The 12,738-nt window shown below is 62.2% G+C and carries 12 protein-coding genes; 8 read left to right on the forward strand and 4 right to left on the reverse strand.

Annotation, left to right across the window (positions count from 1 at the left end; translation table 11 throughout):
• The first annotated feature begins 1 nt into the window (after window position 1).
• The 3 genes from WS96_RS16995 (at window position 2) to WS96_RS17005 (ending at window position 3,076) form a co-directional block, all read left to right on the forward strand.
• Entirely contained in the window at window positions 2–1,123 is a 1,122-nt protein-coding gene (locus WS96_RS16995) for a 2,3-butanediol dehydrogenase (RefSeq protein ID WP_059833990.1), read from the forward strand.
• Window positions 1,101–1,823 carry an SDR family NAD(P)-dependent oxidoreductase gene (locus tag WS96_RS17000; RefSeq protein ID WP_059833992.1) on the forward strand — a complete coding sequence of 241 codons (723 nt, stop codon included), beginning with the start codon at window positions 1,101–1,103 and terminating at the stop codon, window positions 1,821–1,823. The genes WS96_RS16995 and WS96_RS17000 overlap by 23 nt, the downstream gene beginning before the upstream one ends.
• Before the next feature lie 161 nt (window positions 1,824–1,984).
• Window positions 1,985–3,076, forward strand: a complete 1,092-nt coding sequence (locus tag WS96_RS17005) for a porin (protein WP_059833993.1) — start codon at window positions 1,985–1,987, stop codon at window positions 3,074–3,076.
• Between the two features lie 157 nt (window positions 3,077–3,233).
• Here WS96_RS17005 and WS96_RS17010 read toward each other — a convergent pair whose 3' ends face one another.
• Window positions 3,234–4,364, reverse strand: coding sequence for an alpha/beta fold hydrolase (locus WS96_RS17010; protein WP_059833996.1), 1,131 nt, complete (start codon window positions 4,362–4,364; stop codon window positions 3,234–3,236).
• A gap of 255 nt (window positions 4,365–4,619) precedes the next feature.
• On the opposite strand from WS96_RS17010, the gene WS96_RS17015 reads away from it, so the two are divergent.
• Both WS96_RS17015 and WS96_RS17020 read left to right on the forward strand, forming a co-directional pair.
• A complete protein-coding gene (locus tag WS96_RS17015) occupies window positions 4,620–5,201 on the forward strand; it encodes a TetR/AcrR family transcriptional regulator (RefSeq protein ID WP_059833998.1) in 582 nt (193 codons plus the stop codon).
• A 140-nt stretch (window positions 5,202–5,341) separates the two neighbouring features.
• The gene (locus WS96_RS17020; RefSeq protein WP_059834509.1) at window positions 5,342–5,863 is read left to right on the forward strand and encodes a DUF2867 domain-containing protein; all 522 of its coding nucleotides are present in this window, start codon (window positions 5,342–5,344) and stop codon (window positions 5,861–5,863) included.
• Between the two features lie 106 nt (window positions 5,864–5,969).
• Here the strand turns inward: WS96_RS17020 and WS96_RS17025 are convergent, their stop codons facing one another.
• From WS96_RS17025 to WS96_RS17035, 3 genes are all read right to left on the reverse strand, one after another.
• Window positions 5,970–6,332, reverse strand: a complete 363-nt coding sequence (locus WS96_RS17025; protein WP_059834000.1) for a hypothetical protein — start codon at window positions 6,330–6,332, stop codon at window positions 5,970–5,972.
• Between the two features lie 100 nt (window positions 6,333–6,432).
• Window positions 6,433–7,458, reverse strand: coding sequence for an alpha/beta hydrolase (locus WS96_RS17030; RefSeq protein WP_059834002.1), 1,026 nt, complete (start codon window positions 7,456–7,458; stop codon window positions 6,433–6,435).
• 62 nt (window positions 7,459–7,520) lie between these two features.
• Window positions 7,521–8,432, reverse strand: coding sequence for a DMT family transporter (locus tag WS96_RS17035; protein ID WP_059834004.1), 912 nt, complete (start codon window positions 8,430–8,432; stop codon window positions 7,521–7,523).
• Between the two features lie 258 nt (window positions 8,433–8,690).
• Here WS96_RS17035 and WS96_RS17040 point away from each other — a divergent pair, with 258 nt between their 5' ends.
• From WS96_RS17040 to WS96_RS32505, 3 genes are all read left to right on the forward strand, one after another.
• Window positions 8,691–9,647 carry a LysR family transcriptional regulator gene (locus tag WS96_RS17040; protein ID WP_059834006.1) on the forward strand — a complete coding sequence of 319 codons (957 nt, stop codon included), beginning with the start codon at window positions 8,691–8,693 and terminating at the stop codon, window positions 9,645–9,647.
• A 631-nt stretch (window positions 9,648–10,278) separates the two neighbouring features.
• The gene (locus WS96_RS17045) at window positions 10,279–10,674 is read left to right on the forward strand and encodes a hypothetical protein (RefSeq protein WP_059834511.1); all 396 of its coding nucleotides are present in this window, start codon (window positions 10,279–10,281) and stop codon (window positions 10,672–10,674) included.
• 502 nt (window positions 10,675–11,176) lie between these two features.
• Window positions 11,177–12,730 carry an anti-phage dCTP deaminase gene (locus WS96_RS32505; RefSeq protein WP_082720276.1) on the forward strand — a complete coding sequence of 518 codons (1,554 nt, stop codon included), beginning with the start codon at window positions 11,177–11,179 and terminating at the stop codon, window positions 12,728–12,730.
• Window positions 12,731–12,738: the final 8 nt, after the last annotated feature.

Here is a 12,738-nt window from a genome sequence, read left to right on the forward strand (position 1 = left end):
CATGCGTGCACTTCAATGGCATGGCCCGCGCGACGTCCGTCTCGTGGAAATCGACACGCCGCATGTCGGCCCCGGCGACGTGCGCATCGCGGTCGCGTATTGCGGCATCTGCGGCAGCGACCTGCACGAATATGCGGACGGCCCGCACGCGATTCCGGTCGACGCGCCGCATCCGCTGTCGCGCCGCACCGCGCCGCTGACGCTCGGCCACGAGTTCTGCGGCACCGTCGTCGAGATCGGCGAAGGCGTGACGACGCTGCGCACGGGCGACCGCGTCGCGGTCGAGCCCGAGTATCGCTGCAGTCAGTGCGCGTACTGCCGCTCGGGGTCGTACAACCTGTGCGTATCGATGGGATTCGCCGGGCTGATGGGCGACGGCGGGATGGCCGACTTCGCGGTCGTGCCGGCCTACATGCTGCATCGCCTGCCCGATGGCGTGAGCCTCGAACAGGCCGCGGTGATGGAGCCGGCCGCCGTGGCGCTGCACGCGCTGCGGCGCGGGGAGCTGCGCCTCGGCGAGACCTGCGCGGTGTTCGGGCTCGGGCCGATCGGCCTGCTGCTGATCATGCTCGCGAAGCTGCAGGGCGCGGCGACGATCGTCGCCGTCGACGTGTCGCCCGAACGGCTCGCGGCCGCCACGCGCTTCGGTGCGACGCATGCGTTCGACGCGCGCGGGCTCGATGCGTCCGCGTTGCAGGACGCGATTCGCGCGGCCACGGGCGGGCTCGGCGTCGATACGAGTTTCGAAGCGGCCGGATTGCAGGCCACGTTCGAATCGGCGATGCGGGCACTGCGCAAGGGCGGCCGCGTCGTGATGGTCGGCCTGATGCCGCACGCGGGTTTCGACGCGTTTCGCGCGGTCAACGACGAGCTGACCTTCACCGCGAGCGTCGGCTATCGGCATGCGTACGAAGACCTCCTGCGCATCGTCGCGTCGGGCGCGCTCGACCTCACGTCGATCGTCACCCGCACCGTCTCGCTCGAGAATGCCGTCGCCGACGGCTTCGACGCACTGCTCGCCGACCGCACGCAGATCAAGATCCTCGTTTCACCCGCGCAGCGGCCGGCCCGTCGCGCCTCCACCATCGGGAGTGTCGAGCATGAATCGTCAGTGGGCGTTTGACGGGCAGTCGGTCGTCGTGACGGGCGGCACATCGGGCATCGGCGCGCGCACCGCGCTGCGCTTCGCCCAGGCCGGCGCATCGGTCGTCGCGCTGGGGCTTGACGCGACCGGCCCGCATGCGCCCGTGCATGCCGGCATCCGCTGCGTCGAACTCGACGTGGCCGACGGCGCCGCCCTGACGCGCACGATCGCCGCGCTGCCGCTGCTCGACGTGCTCGTCAACGGCGTCGGCATCAGCCGCCACGCGGACGAGTACCGGATGGACCAGTTCGAGCACGTGCTGAACGTGAACCTGACGTCGGTCATGCGCGCATCCGACGCCGCGCGGCCCGCGCTGGCGGCAAACGGCGGCAGCATCGTCAATGTCGCGTCGATGTACACGTACTTCGGCAGCAAGGACCGGCCCGCGTACAGCGCGAGCAAGGGCGGCATCGCGCAACTCACGCGCTCGCTCGCGCAAGCGTGGGCCGATCGCGGCATCCGCGTGAACGCGGTCGCACCGGGCTGGATCGACACGCCGCTCAGCAGCGCTCTGATGGCCGACACGCAGGCGTCGCGCCGCATCCTCGAGCGCACGCCGCTCGGGCGCTGGGGCACGGCCGACGAAGTCGCGGAAGTCATCCTGTTCCTGTGCTCGCCCGGCGCGTCGTTCGTCACCGGCGCGATCGTACCGGTGGACGGCGGGTATTCGACGGTCTAGCACGCCGAGCACGGCGGATCGACGCGACCTGTCGATGCACATTGCGCGGCACTCTTCGACTGTCGCCGAACCGGGTCGCCCGGCTCGGGTTTCTTCATATCAATCAGTAGTCCGACAAAAAATATCCGACTCGATCGGACCATGTGAGGAGCACTTTGGAGATGACGAAAAAGACCTTTCTGGCGCTCGCGGCCTGCACGCTTCCGGCCGCCGCGCTCGCCCAGAGCAGCGTGACGATGTTCGGGCTGATGGATGCCGGCATCAGCTACGTCGGCAATCAAGGCGGCCACGGCGCCGCGAAATTCGACGACAACATCTTCTTTCCGAACCTGCTCGGCTTCGAAGGCAAGGAGGATCTCGGCGCGGGCACGCGTGCGATCTTCCGGCTCGTCAACCAGTATTCGCTTGGCAACGGCTCGATCATCGGCGGCGGGCTGTTCGCGCGCACGGCCTATGTAGGATTGCAGAACGACCGTTACGGCACGCTGACGCTCGGCAACCAGTACGAGTTCATGGTCGATTCGCTGGCTGCCGGCGGCAACGAGATCGCGCAGGATCTCGTCGGTCTGTACGGCTTTCGCAACGGGCCGTTCGACCGGCTCGCGCTGCCGAACAACCCGACCGGCGCCTTCGACTGGGACCGCGTCGCCGGCAGCAACCGCGTCGCGAATTCGGTCAAGTACACGAGCCCGTCGCTGTCGGGCCTGACCTTCGGCGCGCTGTACGGCTTCGGCAACGTCGCGGGATCGATCGGCGCGAACAACACGGTCAGCGCGGGCGTCAGCTACGACAACGGCCCGTTCGGCGCGGGCGCCGCCTATACGAACCAGAAATACGGCGCGGCCGACGGCCTGCCGCCCACCAGCGTGCGCAACTGGGGCGCGGGCGTGCACTACACGGTCGGCGCGGTCACGGGGAAGGCGCTCTTCACGACCGTGCGCAACGCGCAGAACGGCGCGGGCGCGTGGTCGGCGGAAGCCGGCGCCACCTGGCGGCCATCGCCGGTATGGGTGATCGGCGCGAGCTACACGTACATGAAAGGCAACGACACGCTCGACAACGCGCACGCGCATCAGTTCCTCGCTGCCGTCCAGTACTGGCTGTCCAAGCGCACGATGGTGTACGTCGCGGGCGTGCATCAACGCGCAAGCCGCGGCAGCCACGCGCAGATCAACGGCGTGATGGACGCGGACGGCGCGGCGAGCGGCGCGTTGCAGTCGATCGCGCGGATCGGATTCAGTACGCGGTTCTGATCCGGCGCGGGCCGCCGGCGTTCCGGCTTCCGCGCGGCAGACGACGAACGCGCGCCGCCGTTCGGCCGCTGCGTTCGTCCGTCGTCCTTCACGTTTCCCTCGGCGTTCGAAGGCCGCGGGGCCGGAAGCCGATGCCATGACGGCCGCCGCTCGCGAACTAATCGCCGGCACGCTCCGCCGCGCCGACCTCCTTGGCGAAGGCGACCAGCAGCTCGCCGAGCCGATCCGGTTGCTCCTGCTGAATCCAGTGCCCGGCGCCGTCGATCAGCTCGATGCGACTCATTCTCGTCGTCGCCTTCGTCCTCATCAGATCGAGCGCGCCCGGCGCCGAATAGGTACCCCAATCGCTCTTTCCGCCAATGAAGAGCGATGGAACATCGATCGTCTTGCCCGAAAACAGGCGCAACTCGGCGTTCAGATCGGGATCGGAAAAGACCCGATAAGCCTGCAGGGCGCCTTGAAATCCCGTGCGGCCATACTCCGCCGTGTACACCGCGAGTTCCGGCTCGGTCAGCCACTTGCAGGCCCGGACCTCGGCGGCGGACGGCTGGAATGGCGCGACGGTCTGGGGCATCGTCTTGCCGAGATCCATCACGTAATAGGTGGGCATCCGTGCAAGCTCCGTGGCGGTCCGCGCCTTCAGCGGATACGGCTTGTTTCCCGGCCAGTCCGCGCTCTTGACATGGAAGAACGCACGAAGAAAGGCGTGCAAGCCTTGAGGCGGGTGCCACATGTCGTCGTTCGCCTGCCGTGTGCTCAGGTATTGCTGGTAATACTCCCTCGGCGGGTCGAGCGATGCCAGCGCGGCCGCCAACTTCTGGTTCTCGGTGTTCGGACGAGCCGACGGTGCGTCGCTTTGCGCGGTGTCGAACGGAAGGGCCGGCGGACCGGGGAACGGTGCGCTCATGAGCACGACCGACGGAAAGACGTCCGGTCGCGCCAGCGCGCAATAGGCCGCGACCGGCGAGCCGAGGTCGTGCCCGACGAGCATCGTCGTGCGCCGATATCCCAACGCCGAAACCAGTCCGAGGGCATCGCGCGTCATATTCAGGAGACCGAATGGCTCCAGAGGGGCGTCATAGTCGTTCACCCAGCCGGTGGTGCGCCCGAAACCGCGCTGATCGGGCGCAACGACGTGATATCCGGCGTCAGCCAGGATCGGGAGAAGGTGTCGCCAACCGTAGGCCAGATCCGGAAAGCCGTGCAGAAGCAGCGCGAGCGGCCGGCCGGGACTTTCGTAACCGGCCTCGAGAACATGGACATCGAGGCCGTTGACCCCATGGATCATGCGCGAGCGAACCCCGCCGGGAAGCGTTCCTTCGCCATATGTCGACGTGCCCAAATCAGCTCCTCCCTGAGGGGTTGCGCGGGCCGGTCGAAGTAACGCCGCAACCAGGCCGGCCGCGCCCATCGCCAGCACCGCTCGTCGGGAGGCCGATGGCGGGATTGCGTAACGGGACATCGCTCGCCTCCGATATATGGTGATCACCATACTATGGCGATCGCCATAGCGACGTCAAGCGGAACGTGGTAGGTTGTCGGCATGACACGCAAGACTGACGCGCGCGCTCGCGCCATTGCCACGGCCGAGCGCCTATTCCGCATCCAGGGCTACACCGCGACCGGCTTGACCCAGATACTCGAAGAAAGCGGCGCGCCTAAAGGGTCGTTCTACTTTCATTTCCCACGGGGCAAGGCGCAACTCGCGGAAGAAGCAATCGACAATTATGTTGCGAAGCGAATGGCTGTATTACGGGATATCTCGGCGAGTACGGCGGGCGATGCGCTGGATTTCGTTCATCGACTTTTCAGCGCGTTCGCGGCCGAAATGGTCGCCTCCGATTTCCAGTATGGATGTCTGATGCAGAATCTCGCGAATGAACTGCCCGCGCTCGACGCCGAGCTGACCCAACGCGTGGCGCGTGGATTTGCCGAATCGACCGCGATTATTGCCGAGCATTTCAGGGGGTGCGGTTTCGTTCCCGCGCGCGCATCCTCTGCCGCGGCCGCATTAGTGGCCGCCCTCGAAGGCGCACGCACGATCGCCCGCCTGGAACGCACGCCGGCTGTATTCGAAGCGCTGGCAGAGATCAGCGTCCAAAGGTGGGCCGCTCCGGAGCGGTGATCCGGTCCGATGCTCATTGCCGGACCGCCACGATCGGTTTGCGTCGGCTCAAGCGAGAACACGTCGCGCTCATTCTCTCGACTGCGTCCATTCGGGTCGCGCCGAGGCAGCCGGACAACGTGAACGCAGGGAGAGTGGGCATGCAGAAGCAACCGAAAAAGGCCGAGCAGGTCGGCCCGCCGGCGATCTCGAGGCTGAGCCGGTCGTACGGCACCGCCGATTTTGTCGACGCATTTTCGGTGGAGTTGCCGGCGACGGCCTGCAACGACGCAGAATCTCTCGCGCGATACGTCTTCGCAGGACAACCCCAATGGATCGCCATGCTGCAGGGAATTCGCGACATTGCCGTCCGGCCCTTCGGCCTTAAAACGACGATCGACCTGAAAGCCGCGAAGGACGATCGGCTCAGTATTTTCCGCGTGTTCGAACGGCACGAAGACGAGATCATTCTCGGCGAGGACGACGCCCATCTCGATTTCCGCGTGTCGGTTCTCGTGCAGCCTGCCTCCGAGGATCGGCCCCGGCAACTGATACTCACTACGCTCGTCTTCTACAATCGTCCGCTGGGCCGCGCCTATCTCGGCGTGATCGCGCCTTTCCATCGCCTGGTCGTGCGAGCCTCGCTCGACCAGGCACAAAAGCTCGGATGGCCCGGCCGGTAGCGGCGAGGAACGAGGCATCGCGATCCGTTTCCACCGGATCCACCGGATCATCGCACGCCCGCTCGCCGCCAGGTGGGCGCAGAGCATGTCGATATCGCCAGGTCCGCTACATCAAGTCGATGGCGGCAGAATCGCCCGAGGCGGCGATCACCTCGAGCTGCCATTCGGCGGAGGGCCTGGCGATGCGGCCTGAGCGGTCGAGCCCCTCCATCAGCGCCCACCAGTTCGGATCGTCCTGCCCGAACTCGACGCACGTGCCGTCGTCGAAGCGCAGCATCAGGACAACCATGTCGCCCACGAAGATGTCGCGCAGTTCGGCCCGCGCGCCGACGAGCACAGCGAAGGGCAGCCGCTTTTCCGTGCCGTTCGGGAAAACCAGTCGCACGCCATCGGCCTCGATGTACCTCGCGGGCTCATGGCGGCGGGCGAAGCGGGTCAATCGCGCGTTGATTCGATCAATCCAGCCCATCTTCGGATCCACATGTCGCTGACGATACCTGACGCCGCCGTCGCGGCCGGCGCTCGTTCCGGCATTTTACGGTTCGCGGTCCGAGCGATGTCTCGCTGCATCAAAGGTTTTTGCTTCGAAGCCACGCGCGAAGCGCTTCGATGTGCCGGGCCTTGCATTCCAGCGGCAACCAATGCCCCGCCGGCATCGTCGTCACGGTCAGGTCCGCGCATGCCGCACGCATGGGGTCGCCCTGGCGATTTCCGGTGATGCTGCAAATCTGATCGAATTCGCCGTTGACGAACAGTACCGGCTGCAACAGACGGCCGCCATCCGGCGCGCTGCGTGCATAAGCGATGTTGGCCTCGTCGTTCAGATACCACGCGCAGGCGGGACGGAAGCCATGCGTATCGAACGACGCTACCAGCGCGTCAAAGTCCGCCGGCGGCCACAGAGCCGGATCGGGGCGAGTCGGCGGCGCACGATGCGCGGCGCCGAAACGCCCTCCATTGCGCGTGACGACCGCATTCGGCGACACCTTGCCGATCCCGTCAGGGTCGCCCGGTCGAAAAATCGACGCCAGCGATGCTGTCCGGTCCGCATCCAGGTCGGCTACCGCCGCGTCGAAATGCGTCGTGTAGTAGCGGTAGTAGTCCCACTGGCCATCGGGATACGCGTCGGCAGGATAAATCGTCCGGTCGATCAGCGGAACGACCGTGCTCAGCGCGTGCCCGTCGGGTTGATAGGCCAGCGACGTCAGCACGACGCCACGGCTGCGCTCGCGCTCATGTGCGGACAACTCGGCGGCCACGACGCTACCCCAGTCGTGCCCCACCCAGATCGCGGGCTCGCCGCCGAGATGATCGTGGAGTTCGGTCATGTCCTTCACAACGGCCTCGATGGTGTAGGCGTCGTTGGCTTCAGGCGCAAAAGAGCCGCCGTAGCCGCGCAGGTCCGGCGCGACGCAGTGCCAGCCGTCGGCGGCGAAGACCTCCATCTGGGCGCGCCACATCAAGCTCAAGCTCGGCCAGCCATGCAGAAAAAATATCGGCGGTCCCTCGGCCGGCCCGCTCTCGAGATAGTGCGTCGGCCGACCCGTCACGTCGAGCGTGCGCGATACCAGCGAGTGTCGAGATGTCTCCGTCATGATCCGAAGCTCCGGTTGATTTCAGAGGTTTGCCGAAGGCGAAAGGGCTGCCGTTCGCCGGGCTACTTGCGTTCGATCATCAGCGCCACCCCCACCAACGCGATGCCGCCGGCCATCAGCTTCACGCGCGTCAACGGCTCGTGCAGCAAGAGCGCCGAGAGACCCAGCGCGATCACCGGCGCCGCATAGTTGAAGGTGTTGGCGAGCGTCGTCGAGACCTGGGCGTTGAGCGTCAGGAACACGGCGTAACCGATCAGCGTGCTCGCCACGACGAGAAACGCGAGTGCAGCCCATGCCGCCGGCGATACGCGCGCAAGATGCGTCGTCGCAGCGATCCCCGACACCGCGACGATCGCGCCGAGCACCGCACCGGCCGATATCAGCTGTATCGCCAGGCTGATGACGGGATCGCGAGGCAACGCCAGTCGCGGCGCAAGCAGCGATCCGGCTGCCCACGCGGCCGTCCCGGCAAGCGCAAGTGCGGCGCCCATCGGGCGGAAGTCGCCGCCGGTGGCAGACGTCCAGCCCATCAGCGCGAGACCGGCAAAGCCGATGGCGACCCCGGCGACCTGACGGCCTGTCAGCGGCCGATGAAACACCGCCCATGCGAACAACGCCAGAAAGAGCGGCGAAGACGAACCGAATACCGCGGCCACCCCTGCCGGCAGAAAATGCGTGCCCCAGATCGCGAGCGCCTGACTGGCCACCAGCATGATGACGCCGATCAACGCCGCCCCACCCGACTCGCGGACCGACGCAGGCGAACGGCGCCAGCGAGCCAGCGCGAAAGGCGCAACGACCAGCGCCGCGAGCGAGAAGCGCAATGTCGCCACCATCAGCGGATGCAACGCGTTCCCGGCGACCTTGAAAGCCAGGAAATTGGCGCCGTTGTAGAACCATTGATAGCCGACGGCGAGCGCGACCCAGCCGCGACGGGCACTCCAACTGGCACGGGACGTGGTTGCCGCCGTCACGGGCTGCCCTTCCGCCTGCCGAATGCGGCGATCGTCGCGTCCTTGCTACGGAGGCACAAGCTCCTGAAATGCTCGATACAAGGGGTTGCCATGGGACTGTTTCGGTCGATGACCTCGTATGTGATTGCTTCAATGCTAGCGAACGCTTCGTTATCCCGATAATGTGGCGTTTCTATCACCGTTATCCATCTATTGAATAACGGTGTTACGCCTGCTTTACTTCTGCAATGGATCGAGCCGGAACTCACGGAGGCGCCAGTGGACTCCCGTCTTATCGAGTACTTCTTGCGTGTGGCCGAACTCGGCAGTATCAACAAGGCCGCCATCGACTTGCGGCTCTCCCAGCCGGCGCTGTCGCGCCACATCGCGCTGCTCGAGCATCAACTTCGCGCGAAACTCTTTACGCGAACGCGGGGCGGCGTTCAGCCGACCGAGGCCGGCATGCTGCTGGCGGAGCGAGCAAGACCCATTCTTCGGCAGTTGACCGCCTTGGTCGAGCAGGTCGGCGACCGCGCCGCGGGCCAGTTGGCGATAGGCGTTGCACCGTCCTGGCGCAATCTCTTCACATCGAACTTCGTGGCGCGGCTGGTCGCCGACTATCCGCGCGTGAGGCTTCGTGTTCACGAGGGCGTGAGCCACGAGCTGCGCGATGTCATGCATTCGGGCATGCTGGATCTCGCTATCGTCCCGTTCGAAGCGTCGCCGCCGCAGGGCTATGTCCATACACCACTCGTTCGGGAGCCCCTCGTTCTCGTGAGCGCCAGGGACGCCGGCTTGAGGCCCGACAAGGCGGTACCGCTGTCGCGTCTCGGCGATCGCAAACTCGCGCTGGCGGGAAAACAGAACGTCATCCGCTCGACCATCGAGCACGCGATGGTCCGTCGCAACGTCGAACTCGACATCCTGTTCGAACTCGATGCGATGCATCTCTCGATGGAACTCGCCCGGGGCGGCATCGCCGACACCGTGACGCCATGTTGCGCGGTCAGCGGCAATGCGTTCTGGGAAGAGTCGATCTCGTGGAGTCCGATCCGGGGCGCCTACATCACCTGGGCGCTCTGTGAAAATACGGCGCGCTCGCATTCGCAAGCGGTGCTCGAGGGGAAACGGATGATCGTCGGGATGGTCGACGAAATCGTCGACAGCCGGACCTGGCGCGGTGCCGAGCGCTTGAACGCGAATATCGACCCGCTGTTTGTGGAAAGGGGCGGTTGAGTCCGCAAGCACGCTGCCGGCGCGTGTGAGCAGCATCCACGCGAAGCCGCGGATCGCTCCGTACCACGCACATGGCCATCGTATCGAGCCCGTGTCGTCCGTTTGCAAGCGTTCGAGGCGCGCGCCTCGACGCTACCGGTACGTCGCCAAACCCGGCGCGTTGGGCAGATCGCCGACTCCTTCTTACCCGTGCGCCTGCATCGCGGTATAGCGCGTGGCCGTAACCGGCTTCGAATCGACTTCGGATTCCGGTTTGGGGATTGAGGCCCTACAACCCGCCACTCGGCACCGCTGTAGGTTCGCAGAAAAGGTGATCTCGACGGTCCATGCAAATCAATGACTTGATCATCTTTTCTGCGAATTTCCTCGCGAAGGAGTGGCAGAAAAGGTGACCTTTCCCTACAGAATTCGCAGAAAAGTTGAACTCTGTACGAAAGGCATTCAAAAATCCAATAAAAATCAAAAACTTGCGCTGATATTGGGCCGCGCAATCTCAACGTTGCCGACAAGGTCGAATCGACTCCTCTGAGCCGCATCCGTGCTTTCCTTGCCCTGCCAGGTTGAGATATGCAGGCCGAAGTGGGTGCACATGTGCTATAAATGTGCATATAGTGTGCAACTGGACGCCACCATGGAATCCGACATTACCGGCAGTTCCAGCGATCTCGCCCAATTCATGGCGTCATTGAGAGAACCGACGAGCATCGCTCCGATCATCTCGGCAAGGCGTTTCGCTGTCGCCTTGCACATCGATATGCAGACGCTCGCGCGGCTGGCCCATGTACACCGCAACACGGTGAGCCGCTTGGCGGGCTCGGAGAGCGTGCAGAAGTTCCTTCGAGAGGCGCTTCGGACCATTCGGGCAGCAACCGATATCTCCGGCGACGTGCAGAGCACGCTCTTCTGGTTTCGCAATGAACCGCTGCCACCCTTTGACTACAAGACTGCTGAACAGCTTGTGTCGGAAGGGCGTACGGAAGATCTGCTGCCCTATATAAGATCTCTCGAAATTAGTGGGGCCGGATAAGCTGAGGGTGCAATCGCTCGAATGATGAACCGATACGCCCGGGCCAATTCGCTATGCTGGACTTCCTCGCAACGATGTCCCGCGAGACCAGTTTGCACAAGGCTCCCAAGTAGTGGTCCGAGCTAAGGTCACTGGCATTTTACGCATCCCCGTTGAGTGAAGCATGCCGCGCGCCATAGAGCGAATCTGCCAATAGCGGGTCAAGAACGAAAATACTGTCGGCATCCTTTCTTTACTGTCGGCCCCACACTGCGCCAACAGTCCCTAACAGTCGTCAACAAAAAAGCAATCAAGGGCCCTAGTACCCCTTACCGCTTCGATGCATCTGCCGACACCGACCTCCTCCAGGAGCAGATTCACGATCACCCAGTCGCGCTCAGATCTTGGCATCGGCCATCGGCATCTCGGGAAGTCACCTATTAAGAAATTCCTCAAGATGACGCCATGATCATCTAAATACCGAGCGAGCGCCGACCTTGACCATGGAAGCGAGCAAAAAGAGATGAAGAAAAATCAAAAAACGGGGACAAATCATGAACTCGTCGCTATCGGCCAAGCCGAAAAGCGATCAAATCCGACGAATGACATCGAGTTAGTATTTGGGTTAGTTGGTCCAACCGGTGTCGATTTGACTGCCGTATGCAACTCACTCAAATCTCAGCTGATGGCAGTTGATTATGAGCCTGTCGTCATTTCGCTTAGCGACCTCATTCCAAGCTTCATAAAGGAAAAATTTAACCCCAGCAATGAATACGACCGCATCAGTAAGTTGATGTCCCTAGGTACAGATTTACGAAGTAAAACTCAGCAAGCTGACATAGTTGGTCGACTCGGAATCGCGAAAATACGAGCAACACGGGAAGAAAAAACGGGTGATCGTCAGCAACCCGCACCCCGAGTTGCCTATATAATCCGCTCGTTCAAAAGACCCGAAGAAGTTGAACTTTATCGTGATGTTTACGGAAAAGCTTTTACACTCATTTCCGTCTATTCTCCTCGAGCCGCACGCATCAAACACATGGAGCGAAAATTCGCCAAATCGCCCCAGATTCGCACAAAAGCTGAAGAGTATGCTGTCGAGCTCATCAATCGAGACTATGCAGAAGAAGACGGAAAAAAATATGGCCAAAGCGTTGGGGCGACATTCCCAATTGCTGATTATTTTATAACAAGTGGCTCAGCGGCAGGGATTGATGAAAATATTCGCAGATTAATCCGCCTCATCTTCGGCGATCCATACATTTCTCCTACCCGCGACGAACAAGGAATGTTTTTTGCCCAAGCGGCCGCCCTACGGTCGCTAGATTTATCGCGACAAGTTGGGGCAGCAGTAATTTCGAGAGACGGTGATTTGCTGTCCACTGGTTGCAATGAAGTTCCGAAATTCGGAGGCGGCCTTTATTGGGAAGAAGACAGCCAATGCACACGGGACTTCGAGTTAGGGCATGACTCAAATGTGACCATCAAGCGCGAATTAATCGAGGAGATTTTTTCAAAGCTTCGCGAAGCTAAATGGCTTTCCAACGAAGCAGAAACAAAGAGCGACATTGAGTTAACCAACGAAAGTCTAACCGGCAATGGAAATTATCTAAAAAATTCCAAGCTCTTTGATGTAATAGAATTTGGCCGAGCGGTTCATGCCGAAATGGCAGCAATTACTCAAGCAGCAAGAAATGGAATTCCCCTATCCGGAAATAGACTTTTCTGCACAACGTTTCCATGCCACATCTGCGCAAGACATATTCTATCGAGTGGATTATCTGAAGTCGTATTCATCGAACCTTACGACAAAAGCCGAACTGCCGAACTTTACGACGATTCAATTTTCATCGAACCAAGTGAATTACCACGTAGCAAAGCATCTTTTCGCGCCTTTTCTGGAGTAGCTCCCCGGCGATACATGGAGCTATTTACAATGACAACGGACAGAAAGAATGCAAAAGGTCAGATTTTAGACAGAGACGAAATTGCAAAACAACCCAAGCTGAAGCGATTTGTTTTGACATATATCCTGGTAGAGGATATAATTATAGACAGTACTGCGTCAATCGACTGAAAGAGGCG

It is taken from the genome of Burkholderia sp. MSMB1835, assembly GCF_001526365.1.
GTDB lineage: Bacteria > Pseudomonadota > Gammaproteobacteria > Burkholderiales > Burkholderiaceae > Burkholderia.